At 70.1% G+C, this 22165-nt stretch carries 17 protein-coding genes; 7 read left to right on the forward strand and 10 right to left on the reverse strand.

What is annotated here, in order from left to right; translation table 11 throughout:
- Positions 1-4: 4 nt before the first annotated feature.
- Positions 5-694, reverse strand: a complete 690-nt coding sequence (locus IF99_RS0103130; protein WP_030994745.1) for an HD domain-containing protein — start codon at positions 692-694, stop codon at positions 5-7.
- 72 nt (positions 695-766) lie between these two features.
- Between IF99_RS0103130 and IF99_RS0103135 the strand changes: the two genes are divergently transcribed.
- On the forward strand, positions 767-1711 hold the full coding sequence (locus IF99_RS0103135) for a GlxA family transcriptional regulator (protein ID WP_030994746.1): 945 nt from the start codon (positions 767-769) through the stop codon (positions 1709-1711).
- Positions 1712-1853: 142 nt separating this feature from the next.
- Here the strand turns inward: IF99_RS0103135 and pabB are convergent, their stop codons facing one another.
- The 5 genes from pabB to IF99_RS0103160 form a co-directional block, all read right to left on the reverse strand.
- Positions 1854-3959, reverse strand: a complete 2106-nt coding sequence (pabB, locus tag IF99_RS0103140) for an aminodeoxychorismate synthase component I (protein ID WP_051703340.1) — start codon at positions 3957-3959, stop codon at positions 1854-1856.
- Between the two features lie 26 nt (positions 3960-3985).
- The gene (locus IF99_RS0103145) at positions 3986-5008 is read right to left on the reverse strand and encodes an AurF N-oxygenase family protein (protein ID WP_051703341.1); all 1023 of its coding nucleotides are present in this window, start codon (positions 5006-5008) and stop codon (positions 3986-3988) included.
- Between the two features lie 144 nt (positions 5009-5152).
- On the reverse strand, positions 5153-5983 hold the full coding sequence (locus IF99_RS0103150) for an arylamine N-acetyltransferase family protein (RefSeq protein WP_030994749.1): 831 nt from the start codon (positions 5981-5983) through the stop codon (positions 5153-5155).
- A gap of 14 nt (positions 5984-5997) precedes the next feature.
- Positions 5998-6894, reverse strand: a complete 897-nt coding sequence (locus IF99_RS0103155; RefSeq protein ID WP_030994750.1) for a UbiA family prenyltransferase — start codon at positions 6892-6894, stop codon at positions 5998-6000.
- A 10-nt stretch (positions 6895-6904) separates the two neighbouring features.
- The gene (locus tag IF99_RS0103160; protein ID WP_234340567.1) at positions 6905-8059 is read right to left on the reverse strand and encodes a cytochrome P450; all 1155 of its coding nucleotides are present in this window, start codon (positions 8057-8059) and stop codon (positions 6905-6907) included.
- 672 nt (positions 8060-8731) lie between these two features.
- On the opposite strand from IF99_RS0103160, the gene IF99_RS0103165 reads away from it, so the two are divergent.
- A complete protein-coding gene (locus IF99_RS0103165) occupies positions 8732-9976 on the forward strand; it encodes a cytochrome P450 (RefSeq protein WP_234340568.1) in 1245 nt (414 codons plus the stop codon).
- A gap of 410 nt (positions 9977-10386) precedes the next feature.
- Here IF99_RS0103165 and IF99_RS0103170 read toward each other — a convergent pair whose 3' ends face one another.
- The 4 genes from IF99_RS0103170 to IF99_RS0103185 all read right to left on the reverse strand — a co-directional run bounded on the left by IF99_RS0103170 (position 10387) and on the right by IF99_RS0103185 (position 16643).
- On the reverse strand, positions 10387-11217 hold the full coding sequence (locus IF99_RS0103170) for a methyltransferase domain-containing protein (protein ID WP_030994753.1): 831 nt from the start codon (positions 11215-11217) through the stop codon (positions 10387-10389).
- 158 nt (positions 11218-11375) lie between these two features.
- Positions 11376-12248 carry a methyltransferase domain-containing protein gene (locus IF99_RS0103175; RefSeq protein WP_030994754.1) on the reverse strand — a complete coding sequence of 291 codons (873 nt, stop codon included), beginning with the start codon at positions 12246-12248 and terminating at the stop codon, positions 11376-11378.
- Between the two features lie 655 nt (positions 12249-12903).
- A complete protein-coding gene (locus IF99_RS34250) occupies positions 12904-13371 on the reverse strand; it encodes a LuxR C-terminal-related transcriptional regulator (protein ID WP_199806446.1) in 468 nt (155 codons plus the stop codon).
- 2921 nt (positions 13372-16292) lie between these two features.
- Positions 16293-16643 (reverse strand): hypothetical protein, encoded by a 351-nt coding sequence (locus IF99_RS0103185; RefSeq protein ID WP_030994756.1) that lies wholly within the window; start codon positions 16641-16643, stop codon positions 16293-16295.
- Between the two features lie 410 nt (positions 16644-17053).
- On the opposite strand from IF99_RS0103185, the gene IF99_RS0103190 reads away from it, so the two are divergent.
- From IF99_RS0103190 to IF99_RS0103210, 5 genes are all read left to right on the forward strand, one after another.
- Entirely contained in the window at positions 17054-18154 is a 1101-nt protein-coding gene (locus IF99_RS0103190) for an NAD(P)/FAD-dependent oxidoreductase (protein WP_030994757.1), read from the forward strand.
- 114 nt (positions 18155-18268) lie between these two features.
- Positions 18269-19102 (forward strand): aldo/keto reductase, encoded by an 834-nt coding sequence (locus IF99_RS0103195; protein WP_030994758.1) that lies wholly within the window; start codon positions 18269-18271, stop codon positions 19100-19102.
- A 257-nt stretch (positions 19103-19359) separates the two neighbouring features.
- Complete coding sequence (locus IF99_RS0103200; RefSeq protein ID WP_030994759.1) at positions 19360-19836, forward strand: hypothetical protein; 477 nt, start codon at positions 19360-19362, stop codon at positions 19834-19836.
- On the forward strand, positions 19833-21002 hold the full coding sequence (locus IF99_RS0103205; RefSeq protein ID WP_030994760.1) for a zinc-dependent alcohol dehydrogenase: 1170 nt from the start codon (positions 19833-19835) through the stop codon (positions 21000-21002). The genes IF99_RS0103200 and IF99_RS0103205 overlap by 4 nt, the downstream gene beginning before the upstream one ends.
- A gap of 595 nt (positions 21003-21597) precedes the next feature.
- Positions 21598-22155, forward strand: a complete 558-nt coding sequence (locus tag IF99_RS0103210) for a type 1 glutamine amidotransferase domain-containing protein (RefSeq protein WP_030994761.1) — start codon at positions 21598-21600, stop codon at positions 22153-22155.
- Positions 22156-22165 lie beyond the last annotated feature (10 nt).

A 22165-nucleotide genomic window follows, 5' to 3' on the forward strand; every position in this document is an offset into this window, starting at 1 on the left:
CCGGTCAGTTCCCCCACCGGGAGGAGCGGCAGGCGTGCTCCATCCGGGTCCGGCCATAGACCTCGCGTTCCCGGAGGAATTCACCGGGTAGCGCGTAACGCGGGGCGTTCCTGGGGTTCTTGGCGGCTTGCGTGACGATCGCGTCGGTGAGCGAGCGGATCATCTCCAGCCGCGGGTAGGCGGCGTGGACGATGTCGGCCTGCTCATCGCTGAGGGCGTCGGTGTTGGTGGTGCCCATCGGGCCGCCGAAGTCGAGCGCGACGCCTTCGCGGACGAGTACGCACAGCGTCCCGCGGCGCTCCGCGATGCCCGAGGAGGTGTGCAGGGCGATGGCCTGCCAGACCTCGTCGGCGTCCGCCTCGGACCGTCCGTTCGCACGGAGGAAGGCGGCGGCCCGGTCGGCGCCCTCGACCTCGAACCGCTGGGTGTGCGGGCCGTCCGGTGCCACCCCGAGGTCGTGCATCGCGCAGGCCGCGAACAGCAGGTCGTCTTCGTAGTCTCTGCCCGCGGCCAGTTCGAGGCGCGCGGCCACGAGGCGGGCGAACAGATAGGTGCGAATGCTGTGGTTGAACACCGAGCGTGGTTCCACCGGCTTGATCAGTTGCACGACAGCGCCGGCGAGCGGTGTGCCGGGCAGCGCGATCAGGTCGGCGGCCGCCCCGGGGTCCCCTTGGCTTCGAGTCGATCCGGTCATGCCCACCAGGCTGGCACGCACCTGCCTGACCAGGTGAGTGGCAACCTTGACGCCTATCGATAGGATACTGCCATGGCGACCCACCGAGTCGCGATCCTGGCGTCGGACGGTGTCACTCCGCTCGACCTGGCGATCCCGGCACAGATCTTCAACTCCCGCCCGGAGACGCCCTACGAGATGACCGTGTGCGGGCTCGGTTCCACGGTGACGACCTCCACGGGCTTCTCCCTCGTGCCCGGGGGCGGTATGGACGACGTGCGTGCCGCCGACACCGTGATCGTGCCGGGTTACGAGCCGGGGAGGGAGTCGCTGGCACGGCCGCCGGAGGAGGTGCTCGACACGCTGGCCCAGGCGCGCGAGCGGGGCCGGCGGGTGGTGTCGATCTGCACCGGCGCCTTCGCGCTGGCCGAGGCCGGCATCCTGGACGGCCTCCACGCCACGACCCACTGGCTCCACACCGGCGAACTCGAACGGCACTTCCCGTCCGTCACGGTCGAGCGCGACGTGCTCTACGTCGACGAGGGAGACGTGCTCACGTCGGCCGGCGTGTGCTGCGGCATCGACCTGTGCCTGCACCTCGTGCGCCGCGACCTGGGGGCGACCGTGGCCAACCGGATCGCCCGCGGCCTGGTGGCCCCGCCGCACCGCGACGGCGGACAGGCCCAGTACATACCGGCTCCGGTCACGGAAGCCGGGGACACCTCCCTCTCCGAAACCCGGAACTGGGCGCTGCACCACCTCGACGAGCCGCTCACCCTCCAAGTCCTCGCCCGGCACGCTGGTGTCTCACCCCGTACCGTCATGCGCCGGTTCGCCGCGGAGACAGGCACCACACCCCTCCAGTGGCTGCTGGGCGCCCGCCTCGGCAAGGCACGCGAACTACTGGAGACCACGGACCACTCGGTGGAGCAGGTGGCCCGGGACTGCGGCCTCGGCACAGCGGCGAACCTGCGCCTGCACTTCCGCCGGGCCCTGGGCACCACCCCCACCGCCTACCGGCGCGCCTTCACGCGGTGACCTGCTCCTCGGCCACGCCCGCCGCGCGGGCGCTCTTCGCACCGCCGTCGATCGCCCCCGGCCCGGCAATCGCGCGTCCTCGGCCGGGGAACACGCGCGCGTTCGCCGGCCGGCCGCGTGCCCGGGTGGGGGCCGGTGCACATCAGTGCGCGCCGGCCTCCCCGTGGGCGTACGTCTCCTTCGGCAGGGCGCGCAGGGTGGTGTGGGCCTTGAGGAGCATCTCCTCGAACTCGGCCTCCGGGTCGGAGTCGAGGACGATGGCGCCGCCCGCGCCGATCGTCAGTTCGCCGTCGTGGCGGACGGCGGTGCGGATGGTGATGCTCAGGTCCGCCGTGCCCGTGTAGCCGACGAAGCCGATGGCGCCGGAGTAGACGCCGCGGGCCTCGCCCTCCAGCTCGTCGATGATCTCCATGGTGCGCAGTTTCGGGGCGCCCGTCATGGACCCGCCCGGGAAGCAGGCCCGTACCGCGTCCACGGCGGTACTGCCCTCGCACAGCGTGCCGGTGACGGTGGAGACGAGCTGGTGCACGGTGGCGTAGGACTCCACGGCCATGAGCGAGGGGACGGTGACGCTGCCGATCTCGCAGATCTGCCCGAGGTCGTTGCGGAGGAGGTCCACGATCATGAGGTTCTCGGCGCGCGTCTTGGGGTCCGTGCGCAGCGCGCGGCGCGCGGCCTCGTCGGTCTCCGCGTCCGGGTGCCGGGGCGCCGTGCCCTTGATCGGCTTGGCCTCCGCGGTACGGGCGGCGTCCACCTTGAGGAACCGCTCCGGCGAGGAGCTGAACACCGCGAGGTCGCCGAGGCGCAGCAGCGCCGCGTAGGGGGCGGGGTTGAGCCGCCGCAGGCGCCGGTAGTAGGCGAGGTCGTCGGCCGGGGCGGGCAGGTGCAGGTTGGTGGTGAGGCAGATCTCGTAGCTCACCCCTTCGCGCAGCCTGCGGTCGCACTCCTGGATGTCCGCCAGGTACCGCGCGCGCCCGCGGGCCAGCCACGCCGAGGCGTCGTGCTGCTCGGGGCGCGGTGAGTCGGCGGCCTCCGCCTGCGCGGTGGGGAGTTCGGCCAGGACGGGGACGACCGTGCTGATCCACTTCTGGGCGGCGTCGGAGTCCTGCGGCTCGCAGACGGCGACGACGTACGTGCGGTTCTCGGCGTGGTCCACGGCGACGAAGCGGTCCGCCTGGAGCCACACGGCGTCCGGGGTCGCGGACCGGTGCGCGCGCCGCCCGCCGAGGTCGGCCTTCAGCTCGTAGCCGAAGTAGCCGACGTACCCGCCGGTGAAGTCGAAGGGCAGTTCCCCTGCCCGCTCGACCACGCGGCGGGTGCGGCGGCCGAGCGCGTCGAAGACGCTGCCGTCTTCGACGCGCGAGGCACCGTCGGGGTGGTCCACGACGGTGTGCCCGTCCCCGACGCGGTAGGTCAGCATCTGCGCGCCGGGCTCCTCGGCGGCGCCGAGGAACGAGAAGCGCGCGAGGCCGGGTTCCACGTGCGAACTGTCCAGCCAGAAGGCCCGGTTGCTCGTCGCGTACAGCGCCAGGTACGCGGCCTCCGCGTCCACGGCGCGGTCCAGCACCTCGTATTCCGCGCGCAGCGGCGGCAACGGCGCCTCGGGTGCCGCCGCCGGTACGGGGACCGCTCCGGCCCCGCCCTCGTACGAGGCCGTGCGGACCTCGCGCCCCGCCAGTGCCAGGTCCCGGAAGTTGGCCGCGAGACGGGCGCCGTGCTCCGTGCAGACCGACTCCGGGTGGAACTGCACGCCCCACCACGGGCGTTCCCGGTGGGCCAGGCCCATGACCACGCCGTCCTCGGCGCGCGCGGTGACCTCCAGCTCTGCGGGCAGGGGTTCGGCGACGCTCAGCGAGTGGTAGCGCACGGCCGTGAAGTCCTGCGGGAGACCGGCGAAGAGGCCCGTGCCGTTGTGCCGGATCGTGGAGAGGTGGCCGTGCCGGGGCTCCGGCGCGGGCGCGACGCGGGCGCCCGCCAGCAGACCCACGCCCTGGTGCCCCAGGCAGACCCCCAGGACCGGCAGTCCGGAGTTCTCCAGGACATCGCGGGAGCGACCGAAGTCCCGGGTGAGCGCGGGGTGGCCGGGGCCCGGGGAGATGACCGCGGCGTCGAAGGCGTGCGGGTCGAGCCGGTCCCAGTCCCCGGCGTCGTTGTGCACGACGACGGGGGCGACTCCGTACACCGTCGCCAGTAGTTGGTACAGGTTGTAGGTGTAGGAGTCGTAGTTGTCGATGAGCAGGACGCGCATGGGTCAGCACCTAGGGTGGGGAGCCGTCAGAGGGCTTCGGTCGACACCGTTGACCAGTCGAAGGGGAGGGAGTCCAGGACCTCCAGTTCCCGGCACAGGCGCCGCAGCCCGCTGAAGTCCTGGAGGAGCCGCTTTCCGCCGGAGGAGCTGCCGGTCTCCCGCAGCATCTCCTGGCCCCCCTCCACGCCGAGCAGGTCCAGGATCCGCGCCCAGGTGGTGAAGTCGTGGGCGGCGAACGCCTCCATCCCGTCGGCCAGCGCGGCGAGGAAGTAGTCGCGCTGCCCCGGGGAGAAGTGCCTCCACGCCTCCTGGGCGAGGGTGTCCGCGATCGAGGCGTGGCAGTACTCGTCGCGGTTGTGCAGCACGGCTGTCATGCGGTTGACGGGCTGGATCTCGTGGTTCTCGGCGACGAGGTCCAGATGGGCGTTGACCGAGATCTCCGCGACCGTCGTGAAGGCCAGCGACACCAGGGCCCGCTCCTCGTCCGTCCCTGCCGTGGCGAGCCGCTGCGCCTGCCTGCGTGCCTTGTACGCGCGGGGCAGCGCCGTCTCCGGCATCCGCCAGCCGCGCTTGCGGCGCGTCACGGCACTCGCGTTGAGGTGCATCAGCGTGTGGTACTGCTCGTCGACCATGGCCTGGGTGACCGCGAGCGCCGTGGACTCGCGGTCGATCCCCAGGTCGAAGACGTCCTGCGTCATCAGGGCGAAGCCGGGATTCACCACGTGCTGCTCGATGTCCATGATGTTCTTGTTGAACGACACCCAGCCCCACGCGAGAATCCGGGCCTTCGTCCCGTCGTCGAGCGCGAGGTAGGTGGGGTGCTCGCGGAAGGGCAGCAGGGCCTCAGGGAAGTCGGGCCGGTCCGGTTCGAAGACGTCGTCCAGGTCCGGCTCCTCCCGCTTGACGGTGGCACGCCGGTGCCAGTTGCCCGCCAGCCTGCTGAGGACGGCGTTCTCCACCGCGTCGTGCGGGTCGTGCTCGGGGAGCGACCGCAGCCGTTGTGCCACGGTGAACGCGCCGGGGTCCGTTCCTTCGGGTATGTCGTTCATGATGACCTCGGTCCGGGGAGAGCCGTCCGGCCTGCGGGGCGCCGGCCACGGTCCTGGGGGATGTCGTCTCGTCCGGTTCCTGCGGGGGCCCGAGGACCCTGTCCGGAACGGAGGGGGCCTCCACCGCGCCGGGTTCGCGGTGCCTCACGGGCCGTCCAGGAATTTCCGGAGCGCCTGGACGTCGCCCGGTGCGAGGTCGATCCCGAAGACCTCCGCGGGTGCGGCCAGGAGTTCGTCCCTGTCGAGTTCCCGGGAGGTCGCCGGCCTCCCGGGACGCAGTTCCGTGAGGGTGGTGCCGGCGAGGAGGTGCCTCACTTCGGGCCGCGTGCGCTGGAGGACCATCTGGTGGTTGAACGGTGAGCGCGGATGGGTGAGGCAGAAGTGGTTGAGGAGCTCGAAGTCCGAGGGATAGCGCACGTCCGTGGTGAATCCGTACAGCTCGGCCGGTCCCTCCGGCCGCAGGAGCCGCAGCACGTGCTCACCGGTCCGCTCTCGTACGAGGTCGAACGACCAGTCGCCGTCCAGCCGCGCGTGCTCCGCGAGCCGGATCGGCTCGTGCGGTCCGAACGCGCCGAAACTCACGTCGTGGAGCCAGCGTTCGCCGTCCAGCTCCACGCACAGAGCCACGTGCAGGGCGGGCCCGAACCTGCTCCCGGTGCGGACGCGTGTCCGCCCGGCGAACGCCGTGAACGTGAATCCGATGCGGTCGAGCACCGCCGCCATGAGTACGACCTGCTCCAGACACCAGCCGCCGCGGCCCCGGCGCACGAGCTTGTCCTGGACGCTCTCCAGGTCGAGCGGTACCGCCGTGCGGCCCAGCAGCGCGTCGAGGTTGTCGAAAGCGATCGCGTCGACGTGGGCGGTGTGCAGCCGGCGCAGCGTGGGGAGGTCCGCGGACACGTCGCCCCGGTGGCCCACGCGCTCCAGGTAGGCGTCCAGGTCGACGCCACCGCCCTGCCACATCGAGTCCGCCATGCCTGGCCCGCCCTTCACGTGAACTGTCCGGCGACCACGGCCGCGAGCACGAGCCAGCCGAAGTAGGTGTTGGAGACGAAGGCGTCCCAGCATGCTTTCGGGTCGTCCAGGTCCACCCGCACGATCAGGTAGGCCAGGTAGCCGCCCGCCAGCGCGAGGCCCAGGTAGAACGCCCACCCCAGCGACGCCTGGGAACCGGCCCAGAGCACGCTGCCGACGCTGAGCACGCCGAAGAGCGTCAGCCACGCCTTGGTGGCTCCGCCGAACAGGAGGGCGGAGGACTTGACCCCGATGCGGCGGTCGTACTCCTTGTCCTGGTGGGAGTAGATCGCGTCGTGGATGAGGGTCCAGAAGGCACCGCCGGCGTACAGGCCGAACGCGGTGAGCGGGAAGGAGGTGCTCCCGGTCGCCGCGGTCCAGCCGATCAGCGCGTAGACGCTCATCACCAACGCCAGGAAGGCCGTGGGCCAGAAGAAGACGCGCTTCATGAACGGGTACGCGACGATCAGCGGGTACGACGCGGCGGCGACCAGGGCCGCCTCCACGTTCACGAGCGCCAGGACCAGCAGGGCGACCGCGCCCTGCGCGGCGGCGAAGAGGAGCCCGTTCCTGACGCTGACGGTCCCCGACGCGATGGGACGGGACACGGTACGGGCGACCCGCGCGTCGACGTCCTTGTCGATCACGTCGTTGACCGCGCAGGCGGCGCCGCGCACGAGCACCGCGGCGACGGCGAGGAGCACCACCGCCCACAGATCCGGCCTGCGCCCGGAGGCGAGGGCGAGGGCCCACAGTCCCGGAAGCAGGTAGAGCACGTACCCCGTGGGCCTGTCCAGCCGCATCAGCAGGAGGTAGGCGCGGACCGAGGTGGGACTCTTCGTGACCACACCAGTGGATATCTCGTGCAACATCAGGACACCATCACCATGCCACGGGCAGCTGGACCAGCCCGCCGATCAACGTGTCGCGGCGCAGCCTCAGCGCGTCCGCGTCCACGGCCAGACGCAGGGTCGGGAAGCGCGTGACGAGCTGGGTGAGCACCACCTGCAACTGCGTCCGGGCGAGCGTCGCGCCGACGCAGTAGTGCGCACCGTGCCCGAACACGAGACTGTCCGTGGTGTCGCGCGTGACATCGAGGCGGTCGGGGCCGGGGAAGGCCATCTCGTCGTGGTTGGCCGCGATGATGTTCAGCAGCACGAAGTCGCCGGTCCGGATGGCGACCCCTTCGATCTCGAAGTCCGTCACCGCGTACCGGGGCATGCCGCCGTTGTGCGGGTTCGGCATCGACCTCCGCAGGGTTTCCTCCACCGCGGCCGGGACGAGCCCCGGGTCGCGCACCAACACCTGCCACTGCTCGGAGTCGGCCAGCAACAGCGACACACAGGTGCCGATCCGGGCCACCGTGGTCTCGTAGCCGCCGAACAGCAGCAACGCCGTCAGCCCGATGACCTCGTTGTCGCTGATCCCCCCGGTCGCGCAGATCCTGGAGATCGTGTCCTCGCCCGGGTTCCGCCGTTTGTCGGCGACGAGTTGCTTGCAGTAGGCGAACAGCGCGCCCAGCCCCTGCTTGGACCTGGCCGGGTCCCCGACACTGGCCGCATCCCGCGTCCAGCCGCCGAACCGGTCCTTGTCCTCCGGCGGCACGCCCAGCCACTCGCACATGACCTGGATCGGCAGCGACAGCGCCAACGCCTCACGCAGGTCCACCGGGGGCTTCCGGGCAGCCACGTCGTCCAGGAGCCGCCCCGTCACCTCTTCGACGTAGGGCCGCAGCGCCCGCATCCGCTCGGCCGAGAAGTGCGGTTCCAGGAGCGCCCGCAACCGGGCGTGGTCGGTGGCGAAGTCGCCCAGCAGGTCGGCGAGGATCGCGGAGCCCCCGCCGTTCGCCGCCGCCTGCGGATCAGGGTTCGAGCGGCTGAGGCGGTCGTCGTCGAGCAGTTTCCGCACCCAGGAGTGACCGGTCACAAGCCACGCCTCGTCGCCCTCGGCCGTACGGACCCGGTGGACCGCGCCCCGGGACTGGAGCGTGCGCAGCTCCGGCGCGAGGTGCAGCGCGTTCGGCTGATCGAAAGGCAATTGAAGAAGGGGACTCACTGACGGCCTCCGCCGGAAGAGAGGTTCGGACCACCGCGTCGAGGTCGGTCGCGACGTACGGGAGCTACCTTTCCTGTGACTGGCCGGAAGTGGCGGCACGGGATTCGCGCATTGCACCACTGAAATCACTGGAAACACTGGTGATTACTGTGCCGGATATGTTTGCCGCATATCTTCTCGACACCGGCTTGGCTTCGCCGTGCGGTGACATCCCGGCTGCCGCCGCACACGGAGCGCATCGCCGTGTGCCGGGCATTTCCGTGATCGTCACTGCTGCCATCCTGGTGGGCGCCTCTGGGCGTGTCAACGACACGGCATACGCATCTTCCGGTTTAGGAAAAACCCCAAAGGAGCGGGCCCTGGGCGGGATTTGGACTACTCTGCAGATTGGTGGCCGCCGGGCCGCATCGTAGGCCGTGCTCCGAGTACGGCTGTTGAACCGGTGTCCGGTGCCGCACACGACTTCCCGGAGAATTCCCCGATTTCCGGCGACCGGCCGGGGGCCTTCTTCGCGCACGGTGCCTCACGACGGGCGCGGACGCCCGCGGGCGGGACGTGCTCGGCGGAGCCTTCCCTCAATGCCCGGCCGACCAGCACCGAGTCATTGCTCACCGCCGGGGACGGCGCACAGAAAGCTTGAGAGGCGGAATGGCCATGTCTGTGGATTCAGCGCGATTGCACGAGGACAGGTCGTTCGATCCGTATGGCGCGCATCGCGACGATCCGTACACGTTTCTGGCCGCCGTCGGAGAGACGGAGCCGGTGTTCTACGCACCTTTGCTCGGCGCGTGGTGTGTCACCAGGCGCGAGGACATGGTCGCCGTCCTGCGCGACGACCGGAACTTCTCGGCACGCGACCACAATCCGCGTCCCGCGGTCGCGCTGCCCGAGGACGTGAGCCGGATGCTGCGCACGTGGCGCGGGGCCGACGCGCTCGCCGTCGGCTCGCTCGATCCTCCCGAGCACACCAGGATCAGGGAAGTGCTCAACATCGGGTTCACGCCGGCCAGGGTGAGGGCGTTCGAACCCACGATGCGCACGATCGCCACCGATCTCGTGGAGCGGATCGCGGACGCCGAGGAGTTCGACTTCATCACGGAGTTCGCCGTTCCGTATTCCCTGGAGGTGATCGGCCGACGTCTGGGAATTCCGAACGAGTACCTCGAACGCTGCCGCAAGTGGTCCGAGCAGCGCATCGAACTCATGATGGCGCGGGGCCAGGCCGACGTCGACCGGCTGCGTGATTTCGCCGAGGGGCTGATGGAGTTCGGTGCCTTCGCCCGGTCACTCGTGCGGGAGCGGCTCGCCTCGCCGCAGGACGACCTGATCAGTGAACTGCTCCACGAGGGCAAGGGGGGCCGCACGCTCACCGCCGACGAGGCGTCCGTCATGATCCCCACACTGATCTTCGCGGGGCACATGACCTGCGCCGAAGCGCTCGGCACCATCCTCTTCCATCAGTTCCAGGCGTCCGGCGGCTGGGCCGGGGTGGTCGACGGAACGACGGGCGTGCGGGACCTCGTCGAGGAGGGGCTGCGGTTCGACAGTCCGCTGGCGGGCATGTACCGGACCGCGGTGAACGACGTCGTGGTCGGGGATGTCCACCTGCCCGCGGGGAGCCGGCTGCTTCTGCTGTACGGAGCGGCCGGCCGGGGCGGCCACCCGTCCGGGTGCCCGGCCAGGTTCAGCCCGGGAAGCGAGTCAGCCTCGCACCTCGCGTTCGGTCACGGCGTCCATTTCTGCCTCGGAGCCGGGTTCGCCCGCGCCGAACTGGAGAGCGCGATACGGGCCCTGGCCACGCGGATGCCGAAGCTGGGCCTGGCGCCCGGGCCGCTGCCGCGGCACCGGCCGGTGTTCCCGCTTCGGGCGCTGACCGAGCTGCGCGTGCGGCAGGGGTGAGACCCGCGGCCGTCTCCCGGGGCCGCACGCCCCGCCCGTCCCAGTACGGGCGGGGCGTGCGGCGTTGGCGGTTCTCGCGGCGTCGACGGTTCTGGCGGGGACGAGGGAGATACGGGCGACAGGAGCACGGTGGACTGTCGCAGACGTGCACGAGGCACGGCGTGTGCGCTCCCGCGTGCCCGAGGCAGGGAACGCCTGCCGGGCTGGAGAAAGGCCCCCGGGGTGCCGGGCGAAGGCGTCAGCCGCCTCGCCCGGCACCCCGGGGGCCCGCTTGGGCTCGGCAGCCCCGCTCGTCCCGTCGCCCCCGCTGGTACCGCCTGCACGTCAACCCGGGGTGGAGGTCCGTCTGTTCGGCACATCGCCGTCCTCGGGCCTCCCGTGGCGAGAGGCCCGAGGACGGCGCTCCAGGGTCAGCCGCGGACCGCGGTCAGGAAGACGTAGCCGCTCTCCGGGATGGACCCGAACTTGCGCATGAAGTCGAGGAGCGAAGCGGCCTGTTCCTCGCCCACCAGTTCGGCCAGCTTGTCGCGGACGGTCTCGACGGCGTCGGCCATGAGCCCGAGGGTGCGGATGACGTTGTCGGTGATGTCGGTGATCTCCACGTCGACGAACCCGTTGTCGGCCAGCGCCTTCCGGTACTCGTCCATCGTGCCCAGGGAGCGCACCCCGTAGTGCTCGACGACGTGGTCCAGGACCTCGCGGCCCTCAGGGGTGATCGGTTCGCGCTGGATGACGTCGGCGACGGCGAGGCGGCCGCCGGGGCGCAGGACGCGGGCCGCCTCGGACAGCACCTGCCCGCGGTCGGGCATGTGCCACATCGACTCGAACGCCCAGGCCGCGTCGAACGAGTCGTCGGGGAAAGGCATGTCCATGGCGTCGGCGTACTGGAACGTCGCCCGGTCGGCGAGTCCCGCCTCGGCCGCGAGCTTCGTGGCGTCCGACACCTGGATCCGGCTGATGGTGATGCCCACCACGTCCACGTCGCAGGTGCGGACGAGCCGTTGTGCGGGGTAGCCGATGCCGCAGCCGATGTCCAGAACCCGCTGGCCGGGCTGTGGGGCGAGACCCGAGATCATCAGGTCGGTGAGGCGGTCCGTGGCTTCTTCCACGGAACTGTCGTCGGCGTCGTTCTCCCAGTAGCCGTAGTGGATGTTGGGGCCCCACGCGGAACCGTAGATCCGGCCGAAACCGTCGTACACGTTGAGGACTTCGCGGTGCGCGGGAGACTGCTCGATCGTCATGAAGGACTCCGGGTGGTGGTGAAAGGGACGGGGGCCGGCGGGCGGTCGGCCCTGACGGTGGTGAGCCGGCGCGTGGTCGCGGCGGGAGTGAGGCGCGGACGAAACTCGATGCGCCGGGCTGGGCGGCCCCAGCCCGGCGTCATCCTGGGAACTCTTGCCTACTTCAGTTCGAAGCGCAGGAAGCCCAGCCGCACGCCCCCGGCCTGCCATTCCGCACCGAGCGCCTGGTTGGCGAGGAGAGATATCCGCAACTGCCTCCGGTCCACAGGCGAGAGACTGTCGTCGGTGTCCAGCATCGCCTTCGTCCAGGCGGCGCTCTCCTCCCAGAAGGGCGCGGTTTCCGCCGTCGCGTCCACGTCGTCGGCCAGTTCGAAGCCGGCGGCCTCCGCGGCCTTCACGTAGTCGAGCACCGTGGCCGGTTTCGTGTAGAAGTATTCGGCCCACACGTCCGCCCCATGGGGACGGGTGAGGAACACTTCCTCGATGCACACGCTCGCGCCGGGCCGGAGCACACGTGCCAGCCGCTGGAACCACCGAGGGCGGTCGAAGTATCCGCTGCTCTCGATCGCCACCGCCGCGTCATAGGGCGCGTCGTCCAGGGGCAGTTCCTTCGCGTCGCTGACCAGTGCCCGGACCCTCCCGTCCACGCCGCACTCCCGCGCGAAGCCCTCGACCACCGGCGCGTGTTCCGGCGCGTTGGTGACCGCCGTGACGTCGGCGCCGTATTCCTGCGCCCAGAAGAGCGAGCCCCCGCCCAGACCGCAGCCGACGTCCAGAACCCTGCCGGACAACCGCTGTTCAGCGTCCCAGATCTTGGCCGCGTACCGCAGCAGGTCCTCCTGGTGGCGCCGTATGCTGCCGCGAATGGCATCCGGTGCCGCGTCGTCGGCGCGCAGCGGCGGCTTGGTGGAGGCGTAGTGACCCACGTGGTAGTGAATCCTCGGCCCGGGCCCGTATTTACGGACGAGCCTGGCCGTTTTGTCGTCGTAGTACTGGCCGACCAGCTTCACCTCGTCCTGGGGGTCGGACACTGCTTGAGGTGAACTTGAAAGCTGATCCAGATTCGACACGGGTCACTCCTTCATAGCTCGGATGCTGACGGCATCGAAGGACGGTCCGCTTTGAGTGTTGACGGACGGTCTGCGTGGGGCGTTGCGCTCGCCCTGTTTCGGTTAATGCATCCGGACCGGCAGGGATTGCCGGGCCGGTTTCCGGTTTCCGGTTTCATAAACCGTGCCGACGGCTTTCGCGTGCGCGAGAGCCACCCGGCACTGAGACAACAGGCGATCCACGAAGCCGCTCTATGACCCGGAATTATGGGTGCCATTCAAATCGAGTGGCGCCCTCCATTGGATTCCATCCTGGAGGGCGCCCTTGGTGGTGTCAACGATGCGGCGTTCGCGTTCTCCGGTTTAGGAAAAACCCCAGGAACGGCACAGGACTCGATTCGGTCCGCTCCACGGTGCGGCGACCGCCGGGTCGCCGCACCTAGGCGGTTCCCAAGGCTGCGTACGGGCCGCTCTGTCGGGACACGGGCGTGGCTGTCGGGCCGGCGTCCGACGGGCACACGACTTCCTGTGGTGCCCGCCTCGCCCCGCAGCTGTGTGAGCCGGGCGCCGGGCGGCTCGGTGGCGGCCGGATAAACTCGGCGGCCGGAGGAACTCGGGCCACGAGCCGGCTCCACGACTAATCCACGGTTTCGCGGACGGTGCGCGGCGGCCACGCATCCGTTCGCAGGATCTGGAGGACGAAGGCCCGCGAAACCAACGCGACGCGATTCGGCGCCTGAAGCTTGTCGGACATGACGCGGACGTGGTAGTCGATGGTCTTCGAGCTGAGATACAGCTCCCTGGAAAGCCGCCCACTGGATAACCCTGCCGCGATACCCTCCAGAATTCTGATCTGGATTGAGCTGGGCTCCCAGTCAACCCGCTCTGATATTCCGCAACCGCTCTGATCAATATCCATGGCACCCGTCCATTTCACACAGCCCCTGTCGGCCGCGCTTCGGATGATCTGACCGCTGGTCGATATTTTTCGTTGAGTGATGCCCGGGTGGGCAAGGACCGAGCGCTTGTCGTTGACCCCTGACCGAGCGAGGCCGACGCCGTGATCACCAGCAGGTGAGTCGGCCGGGAGGCGCGAGACCACCACACGGAGAGGGTCATGTGGCGCTCTGCCCGAGCGTCTGCGGGCGGGGAGGGTGTGCCTACCGGCCGGCCTCGCTGCGGCCCGCCACGCCCACGAGAGGAGGGAGTGCCACCTTTCGGGAGAACGTCGCCTCAGTCGCGAGCTTCCGGCCGAGCCGGGCGCTCCTCCCGTCTCGGGGCGAGCCCGGCGCCCGTCCCGCTCGGGTCCAGGTACAACCAGTAGGACCGCTGACGGCGCCGTCGTCCACGCGAGGGCGAAGCCCCGCCTGTCAGTGGTGAGCTGTCGAGGACTCAGAAAAGCTCCCACCGCCGTCCGCTGCCCTCGTCATCACCCGGCGCCAGGGCTGTCGCGGTTGGCGAAGGGGCGATCGCGGGTCGCGAAGTGTCGGTGCCCCCGGGTCGCTGGTCGACACCTCGACCGGGACCGCACCGGACGCTGACTGCGGCGAGGGCGCTCGTTCGCCCCGAGGGCCGACAGCCACCTGTAGCGGCACGGTGCCCGGACTGCCGGGCAGTCCGCCGCGAGCTTCCAGGCGGTCGTGCCGGCAAACCGTCGGCCTTCGGCCGCGGCGCTTTCGAGCAGCGCACCACTGTCGAGGGCTCCACCGGACGAGCCCGGCAGGCGGCACGATCTGGTTGCCCACTGTGCCGGGCGACTGACCGCCTTCCTCGCCGCCACCCTCGTCCGGTGAGGGGCATCCGGGAGGAACGGCCCCTCCGTCACGGCCCGGGCGCGGCACCCGGGGGGCTCCCCAGTGCGGCGGGCGTGACCACCTCCCGCCGCCCCCGGCGCGGACTTCGAGCAGCGCGGAACCGTCAAGGCCGTCGTCGGCACGGTGACGGCACGGCCCGTGGTCCTGGACCGGCAGAGGGCCGACCTGCCCCTGCGTCTCGTTCTCGTGGTGGACCTGCACGCGGTGCTCGGGAGCGGAGCGGATGACAGAAGGGAACTGTCATGCGTGGGGAGCATTGTGGGGGCTACTCCTGTCGGGATGTCGCACCTAGGGGCGGTGCGGTCACGCGGTGCCATCGACGATGCGGTCGCGCGGGAAGGCTGGTCAGCGTTCGCGGGCGTGTCCCCCGGGACGCCCTCCGGAGGGTGTTTCCGGTCCCCGCAGGTGCTCCTTTTGAGGGGAAGCGTCACCGCCGTACGTGCGGGACCAGGTGAAGCGAGAGAACGTGATGCGGGGGGGCGACGCGAGGTCTGCATTCAGCGCTTCTCTTCTTCAGCCTCCCGCGTGGCCCACTCGGAAATGAATGAGGAAAGCATCAAGCAGTCGTCAAAACAGCGAAGATCGCGCGCTCATGCAATGACACCCTGGCCTTTTGTCTTCCGCTTCTCCATGCTTCGTCGCGAAGGGGAACGAGGCACGAGCAACGGGCGGTGCCGGAATACCCGGCGTCATCGCGAGTGGTCCAAGTTCCTTTCCTGAGTTCGGCGGACTACCGGAATGGAGCTACTGGCTGTGAGTGTCTGCGACCCCTTCCAGCCGTGTCAACGACAGCTGGCGGGCCTGGCGGAATCCGCGCCACGCAAGCGGGCGCGCAGACACACACCCCCTCGGGGCTGAAGTACCGACCTCTGAACACGCTTTGGCCTGGCATGGGCGTTTTCGGACTCATGCGCGTTTACCACCGCCATTCGCTGAATCTCACAGTCGACGGCGCAGATTACCCACTCTGCAATACCGGGTTGACCAGTGCTGTCGACCGCCTCCCACCGCAGCGCCCCCTGCCTGCCGGTTGAGGGAATCCGGGCCGGAAACGGGCTGGAGAGAACGGCATTCGGGCATCTGTCACGCTCAAGAGGAGAGTTCCCTCTTCCAGCCGTGACCGAAATCGAATGCCCCCCTCCCCCTCTGCCCGGCACCGCCTTCACACGTGTCCCTCCAGCCGGGTAAACGGCCCGCCACGCGGCGATGAACCGCACGAAAGCCCACGGTGAGCAGGTCGGCGTCGGCACCCGTCGGCCACTCACGCGCGGGTACCGACCCCAGGGTCCGACGCCGTGCGGGCAAGACTCGGGGGGATAGGGGCGCGCAGGGCGCCCGCGGTGCGCGCGCCAGGAGGTCGGCGCGGAGCCACCGAGCCTTTCCCCACCCGCGCCTGCGGTGTCGAGGTGTGCGATGGGGACAACGTGGGCGAGGCACGTCGTGCTCCACCGCTGGGACCCTGCCGTACTCAGGGCCGCTCAGCGTCTGCTCACGCTTCAGGCGGGCCTCGCCAGGCAGCCGACATCCGTGTCATCGGTGAGGCAGAGCGCGGGAGTCTTCCTCGTCGCCGAACAGCTGCCTCAACCGGGCACCTTGCCGTCGGGGAACCTCAGCCGGGGTGGGCTGCGAGACGGTCTTCGCCCGCCCGTGGACGGGGCGAAACAGCCGTTCCGGCGAGCACCAGGCCGTTCGACCGCGACCACGCCGAGACGTCCACGGCCAGGACCAGACACCTGTCCGCGACCCGCGGGTAAGGGCAGTCCAGCCGGCAGCGACCGCAGCCGGTCGGCATCGATCCGTCCCTGGTCAAGCGGTCGTACATTGTCCCGCACCCGCCTCGATGCTCGGGCAGAAACGGGAGTTCGACTGCCGAGTGCACCGCACCCGGCGCACACACCACCCCGTCCGCCAGCTCGAACGGCTCATCACCCCGCGCAGTCAGACACGCTGACAACTCGCCCCGGAAGCATGGCCCTTCGGCGGACACTTCCCTCTCAGCAGCATCAGGCAGCAGACTCCCCCTCATGGCCTTCGCTCTGAACGATGCGCTTGGCCAGAGCAGATGATCAGACGAAGGCCGTCGCAACGTCCGGCGGATACCCAGGTCAACGCCCCAGTTCGAGACGCATTCCGACGAATAGACTCTCGCGCAGGTCGGCCCGCCCTTCCGCCTTCGCGTGAGGTCTGGGAGACGCGCCGTCGGCGTGGGTGATCAGTCTCCCTGAGACCAAGCAGCGCTCGGCAGTGACAGGTAGACACCGAAGCCGACGAGCCCGGTCGCAGCGCGGATGCCGGCGTGGAGCGCATCCACGCGCTCTTGGCGGTTGGCTTCCCTGCTGGCGGACCACTTGGACTTGACCTCGATCACCACCGTCAGGCCGCTACGGTCCAGCGGGCTCAGCGGCCGGAAGCGGATCTCGACATCCCCCGGTCGCAGCTCGCCGTCGTACGGCTCCTCAGGGCACTCCACAGCCAGCGATACCAGATGCGGCAGCACCGAGCCGAGTTCGCGTAACTGGGACTCGGGCACCGTAGGCGCATAGGTCACTTCGACAAGCGGCATTCTCGACACCCTAATGCAGGCGCTGTTTCTCGGATCATGCCTCTGCTCTGAGAGCCGGCTTACTCGGGTCAAGGATCATGAGCACGCTCACTGCCGCCTTCACAGTCGCCGTTCGCGACCGTGGTCCTCGGTGACAGGGCGTACGCATGGGCGAAGGCGGTGAGGGGAACTGGAGGCAGGGGAGCATGCTCGGCGGCGGATCGTAGCCCCCCTTTTCCCTATATGTCCGGTTGACATATGCCGGGCCGCTGTGAGACTGGGTGGACACGGTTCCGCCGTCGGCTCACGCGGCGCGGAGCCTGCCGATACCGCCCACCGGATCCGGCCGCCCACTCGTTCGCGGTGGCGACGGATGAACCCGATTTCTGCTCCGCAGGGGGACAGTCCCGGACGCGAAGTGAGGCGATCGCATGAACCGGATTCCCGAGGTGGCCGTGGTAGGAGCCGGCATCGTCGGACTGTGCACCGCCTACGCGCTGGCCGAGCGCGGCACGGCGGTGCGCGTCTACGAAAGCGGCGTTCCGGGCCACGGGCAGTCCAGTGGCCAGTCCCGCATCTTCCGCCACGCGCACGACGACCCCCGCCTCGTCGAGTTCACGCGGCAGGGCCGCGCCGTCTGGGACGAATGGGCGGATCGGCTGGGCGTCGAGATGATCTCCCCTGACGGAGTGGTCGCCCTGGGCGGTCCCGTACCCGAAAGGCTGCGCATCCTGCGGGATACCGGCGGCATACCCGTACGGACAGTGGACAGCGCCGGGCTTCACGCCCGCATGCCGCTGCTCGCCGACTACAGCGGGCCCGCGATGCTCGATGAGGGCGGTGGCGCCATCCGGACCCGTGTCGCGATCGAGAGCCTGACCAACGCGCTGGGTGACGCGGTGGTCACCGAAGAAGTCGTCTCGGTGCATCCGACGGACCACGGCACGGTGGAGGTGCTCAGCACCGCCGGCCGCGAGGAGTACGCGACGGCCGTGGTGTGCGCGGGCACGGGCACGGCGCGACTGGCGCGCACCGTGGGTCTCTCCCTGCCCGTACAGCCGGCAGCCCACGTCCGCCTCACCTTCGAGGTCAGGGGAGCGCCCCCGGAACGGGTCGCCTGCCTGCAGGACAGTAGCGGCGACTTCGGTGAGGTGGGTGTCTATGCGGCTCCCTATCCGGGCAACAGCCGCTACGCGGTGGGCCTCAGCCAAACGGTGGAGGTACGGGAGGACGGCAGCTTCGCCGACCCCGACGCACTGGTGGCGCTCAACGACCGCGCCCGCGCCTACGTCTCCCGGGCCTTGCCCGGCCTCGACCCCGAGCCCGCCGAGTACCTGCACTGCTGGGTGACGAGCCTGCCGTGGAGCGAAGACGGCATGGCGGTCTGGGAGGCCGACGGGATCTTCTTCGCCGCTGGGCACAACCTGTTCAAGCAGGCGCCCCGACTCGGGCGGGCACTGGCCGGCGCGGCCGTTGGCGAGGGGCTCGAGGAGGACCTGCGTCCGGCCGCGGCACTCGGCCGGCCCCGCTGAACGTCCCGACCTCGCTTTCGGCTCGGGACCGGTGGTCGGCGTTCTCGGCCACCGCGACATCCAGCGGGATCGGTGGTCGGCGTTCTCGGCCACCGCGACATCCAGGAGGAAGCCATGGTGGACCCGCGGACGGTCGTCCTTCCCAACGGGGCCGCGGTCCCGGCACTCGGTCAGGGCACCTGGGGGATGGGGGAAGATCCCGGGCGCCGCGCGGCCGAGGTGTCGGCCCTGCGCGCCGGGCTGGACCTGGGGATGACCCTCGTCGACACCGCTGAGATGTACGGGGACGGCGCGGCGGAGGAAGTGGTGGCCGAGGCGGTGGCCGGACGGCGGGACGACGTCTTCCTGGTCAGCAAGGTGCTTCCCTCCCACGCGGACGCCCGTGGAGTGGCCCAGGCATGCCGGGGGAGCCTGCGCCGTCTGCGCACGGACCGGATCGATCTGTACCTGCTGCACTGGCGTGGCTCCGTGCCGCTGGAGGAGACGGTCGAGGCGTTCGAGTCCCTGGTGCGGGAGGGGGCCATCCGCTCCTGGGGGGTGAGCAACCTCGACGTGGACGATCTCGCGGACCTGCCGCCCGAGACCAGGCCGCAGACCGACCAGGTGCTGTACAACCTCAGCCGCCGGGGGCCTGAGTATGGTCTGCTGCCGAGGTGCCGTGAACTCTCGATTCCCGTCATGGCGTACTCGCCGGTCGAGCAGGGCCGTCTGCTCGGCCACACGGCGCTGCGGGAGGTGGCAGCCGCCCACGGTGCGACGCCCGCGCAGATCGCCCTGGCCTGGGTCCTGCGGCACGAGGACGTCATCGCGATCCCGAAAGCGTCTTCCCGCGCCCACATAGAGGAGAACCGGGCAGCTTGGGAGATGGACCTGTCCGCCGAGGACCTCGCGGCCCTGGACCGGGCGTTCCCGCCACCAGAGGGCAAACGGCCGCTGGAGATGCTGTGACACACCTCTAAAACGCGCCCGGCCGCGCTCCGCCTGGAGCAGCCGGCGGCGCTCGGCCCGGTCAGGCCGCTGATAGGCAGGGCCGGTCATCGTGGTCGTGGGAGCGGATTGTTCAAGGGGTCGCCGCCCGGTCCACGCATCGGACGCCGACCGCCCGCGGACTGCGTTTGCGGGCGGGGCGACGCCAGGTGACGGTGAGGGGAGAGCCGACGGTTCCACGGCGGCGATCCGGCTCCGCCCCCTGAGGGGAGCACGCGATGAACGGCAAGGCACTGGCGTTGAGCGGTCTGGTCGCAGGTGGTGGAGCAGTGGTGGTGATCCGCCGGTGGAGAGGCGCGTCGCGCGGGGCCGCCGGCGGGCGCAGAGATCGCTGGCACACGGTGACGATCAACCGTCCACCGGACGAGGTCGCTCCGAACGGACGGCTCCCCGAGCCGCTCGCGAAGCTCGGCGGCACGGTCGAGGTCCAGGCGCGGCCGGCTCCCGGAGACCGCGGCACCGAGGTCGCCGCCCGCCTCCGCGATCCCGTGCCGTCGGGGCCTGGAGAGGCTGCGGCCCGGTTCAAGGGCCAGGACCCGCGCGGGCCGGTCCGCCGGGCGCTGCGCGACTCCCGGGCGTTGCTCGAGACGGGCGAGGTACTCAGCCCCGACAAGCCGCCGACGACCCACCCCGGTCCTGGCGGAAAGCTCATCGCGGCCCTCGCCGGGCGCGCACGCGAGGAGGGAGGGCTGTGAGGGCACTCACCTGGAACGGAGTCGACGACCTGACGGTCGAACAGGTCCCCGACCCGCGGATCATCAACCGCCAGGACGCGATCGTCAAGGTGCGTCTGAGCTCGGTCTGCGGCTCGGACCTGCATCTGCTCGGCGGCTACCTGCCGGCCATGGAGCGCGGTGACGTGCTCGGCCACGAGTTCCTCGGCGACATCGTCGAGGTGGGCCCCGACGTCCGCAGGCGGTCGGTCGGCGAACGGGTGGTGGTGTGCTCGTTCTTCGGCTGCGGCCAGTGCTGGTACTGCCAGAACGGCCTCTGGTCGCTGTGCGACAACGCGAACACCAATCCGGGCCTCACCGAGTTCGCCTACGGCCAGCCGCTCGGCGCCTGCTTCGGCTACTCACATGCTCTCGGCGGCAACGCCGGAAGCCACGCCGAGTACATCCGCGTTCCCTACGTCGACCACGGCGCTTTTCCCGTGCCCGAGGAGGTTTCCGATCAGGCCGCGGTGTTCGCCTCGGACGCGGCGCCCACCGGCTGGATGGGAGCCGATCTCGGCGGTGTCAAGCCCGGCGACGTGGTCGCGGTCTGGGGTTGCGGCGCCGTCGGCCAGATGGCGGCCCGGGCGGCCATGCTGCTCGGAGCCGAGCGCGTGATCGTCATCGACCGCTTCCCCGAGCGTCTCGCCATGGCCACCGAGTACGTCGGCTGCGAGACGATCGACTACACCCGGACCGACGTCGGTGGGGAACTGCTCGAACGCAGCGGCGGACGCGGTCCTGACGTGTGCATCGAGGCCGTCGGGATGGAGTCGCACACCGACGGCCCGGTCAATTTCTACGACAAGGCGAAGCAGCACCTCGCCCTCCAGTCCGACCGCCCCAGTGCCCTGCGCGAGGCGATCTACCACTGCCGCAAGGGCGGGTCGGTCTTCTGCCTCGGTGTGTTCGGCGGGCTGATCGACAAGTTCCCCATGGGCGCGTTGCTGAACAAGGGCCTGACCCTCCGCGGCGCCCAGCAGATGGGCCAGAACTACATCCCCATGCTGCTCCAGCGCATCGCGACCGGGGAGCTCAAGACCGATCACCTCATGACCCACCCGATGTCCCTCGACGAGGGACCGCGGGGCTACGACATGTTCAAGCACAAGAAGGATGGCTGCGTGCGCGCGGTCCTGAAGCCGTAGGCCACCTCGCCCCGGACAGTCCGGCGAGAATTTTCCATGGCGTCCAGGGCGCTCACGAGGGCCGGAGAGCGAGCTTCGCCGACGGGCGCCAGGCGCGTCTGCCGGGTGCGTTCGCGGAAGCGCTCGCTGAGAACGCGGGTGTGCTCTTCGAGGAGCCCTCGATCGAGCAGCTCGATGTCGTCGCAAAGAAGCATCCGGCGTAGGGCGGTGTTGCCCGGGGGGCGCGTGCTTCGGTGGGGCCGGTGGCGTCTCAGCACCTGGCGGGTTCCCGGCTCGTTACAGGCCACGCACGCCGATTCGCCCCTTTTGACACATCTTGCAGGGGCGGGGAGTGTGGGTGTGGTGAGGCTGTTCCGTGCGGCACTCCGTCCACGGTGACAGGCCCACCAGAGCACGGAGACCGGCCAGGCCGACGTTCAGCGCCCTGGATTCTCTCCCAGAAACAGTCGCCGGACCAGGCGCCGAAGGTCCATCAGTACGTCGACATCCCGAGAACGGCTGGACCAAGGCCCTCCTCCACCCGACGGCAGCTGAGCGGTGACAACACGGACCCGGATACCGGTCCCCCGCCGCCCACCGGAAGGAACCACGCACCATGACCAACGAACTGAACGGCAGGAAGGTCGCCATCCTGGCCACGGACGGCGTCGAGCGCGTCGAACTCGAGGAACCTCTCGGCGCGTTGCTGGGAGCGGGAGCGCAGGCCGAACTCCTCTCCCTCCACACCGGCGAGATCAACGCGCGCCAGATGGACCTCGACCCGGCCGGAACCTTCACCGTGGACAAGAAGGTCGCCGATGCCCGCGTGGACGACTACGAGGCGCTCCTGCTGCCCGGCGGCACCATGAATCCCGACCAACTGCGTACCGACCCTGACGCCGTCGCCTTCGTGAGGGAATTCATGGAGACCGGCAAGCCCGTCGCCACCATCTGCCACGGACCCTGGACACTCGCGGAGGCCGGCGTGCTGCACGGTCGCCGCCTCACCTCCTGGCCCAGCATTCGCACCGACCTGCGCAACGCCGGTGCCGACGTCGTCGACGAGGAGGTCGTGATCGACCGCCAGTTGATCTCCAGCCGCGGCCCGCAGGACCTGCCCGCCTTCTGCGAGGCGATCATCGAAGGCTTCGCCAGCGCGCCGCAACCCGCCTGATCGGGAGAAG

The organism is Streptomyces sp. NRRL F-5630 (assembly GCF_000719475.1).
GTDB lineage: Bacteria > Actinomycetota > Actinomycetes > Streptomycetales > Streptomycetaceae > Streptomyces.

What these genes read in the sequence shown, in the direction of transcription:
- IF99_RS0103130 (WP_030994745.1), bottom strand. Translation starts at nt 694, where the DNA reads ATGACCGGATCGACTCGAAGCCAAGGGGACCCCGGGGCGGCCGCCGAC.
- IF99_RS0103135 (WP_030994746.1), top strand. Translation starts at nt 767, where the DNA reads ATGGCGACCCACCGAGTCGCGATCCTGGCGTCGGACGGTGTCACTCCG.
- pabB (WP_051703340.1), bottom strand. Translation starts at nt 3,959, where the DNA reads ATGCGCGTCCTGCTCATCGACAACTACGACTCCTACACCTACAACCTG.
- IF99_RS0103145 (WP_051703341.1), bottom strand. Translation starts at nt 5,008, where the DNA reads ATGAACGACATACCCGAAGGAACGGACCCCGGCGCGTTCACCGTGGCA.
- IF99_RS0103150 (WP_030994749.1), bottom strand. Translation starts at nt 5,983, where the DNA reads ATGGCGGACTCGATGTGGCAGGGCGGTGGCGTCGACCTGGACGCCTAC.
- IF99_RS0103155 (WP_030994750.1), bottom strand. Translation starts at nt 6,894, where the DNA reads ATGTTGCACGAGATATCCACTGGTGTGGTCACGAAGAGTCCCACCTCG.
- IF99_RS0103165 (WP_234340568.1), top strand. Translation starts at nt 8,732, where the DNA reads ATGTCTGTGGATTCAGCGCGATTGCACGAGGACAGGTCGTTCGATCCG.
- IF99_RS0103170 (WP_030994753.1), bottom strand. Translation starts at nt 11,217, where the DNA reads ATGACGATCGAGCAGTCTCCCGCGCACCGCGAAGTCCTCAACGTGTAC.
- IF99_RS0103185 (WP_030994756.1), bottom strand. Translation starts at nt 16,643, where the DNA reads ATGCCGCTTGTCGAAGTGACCTATGCGCCTACGGTGCCCGAGTCCCAG.
- IF99_RS0103190 (WP_030994757.1), top strand. Translation starts at nt 17,054, where the DNA reads ATGAACCGGATTCCCGAGGTGGCCGTGGTAGGAGCCGGCATCGTCGGA.
- IF99_RS0103195 (WP_030994758.1), top strand. Translation starts at nt 18,269, where the DNA reads ATGGTGGACCCGCGGACGGTCGTCCTTCCCAACGGGGCCGCGGTCCCG.
- IF99_RS0103200 (WP_030994759.1), top strand. Translation starts at nt 19,360, where the DNA reads ATGAACGGCAAGGCACTGGCGTTGAGCGGTCTGGTCGCAGGTGGTGGA.
- IF99_RS0103210 (WP_030994761.1), top strand. Translation starts at nt 21,598, where the DNA reads ATGACCAACGAACTGAACGGCAGGAAGGTCGCCATCCTGGCCACGGAC.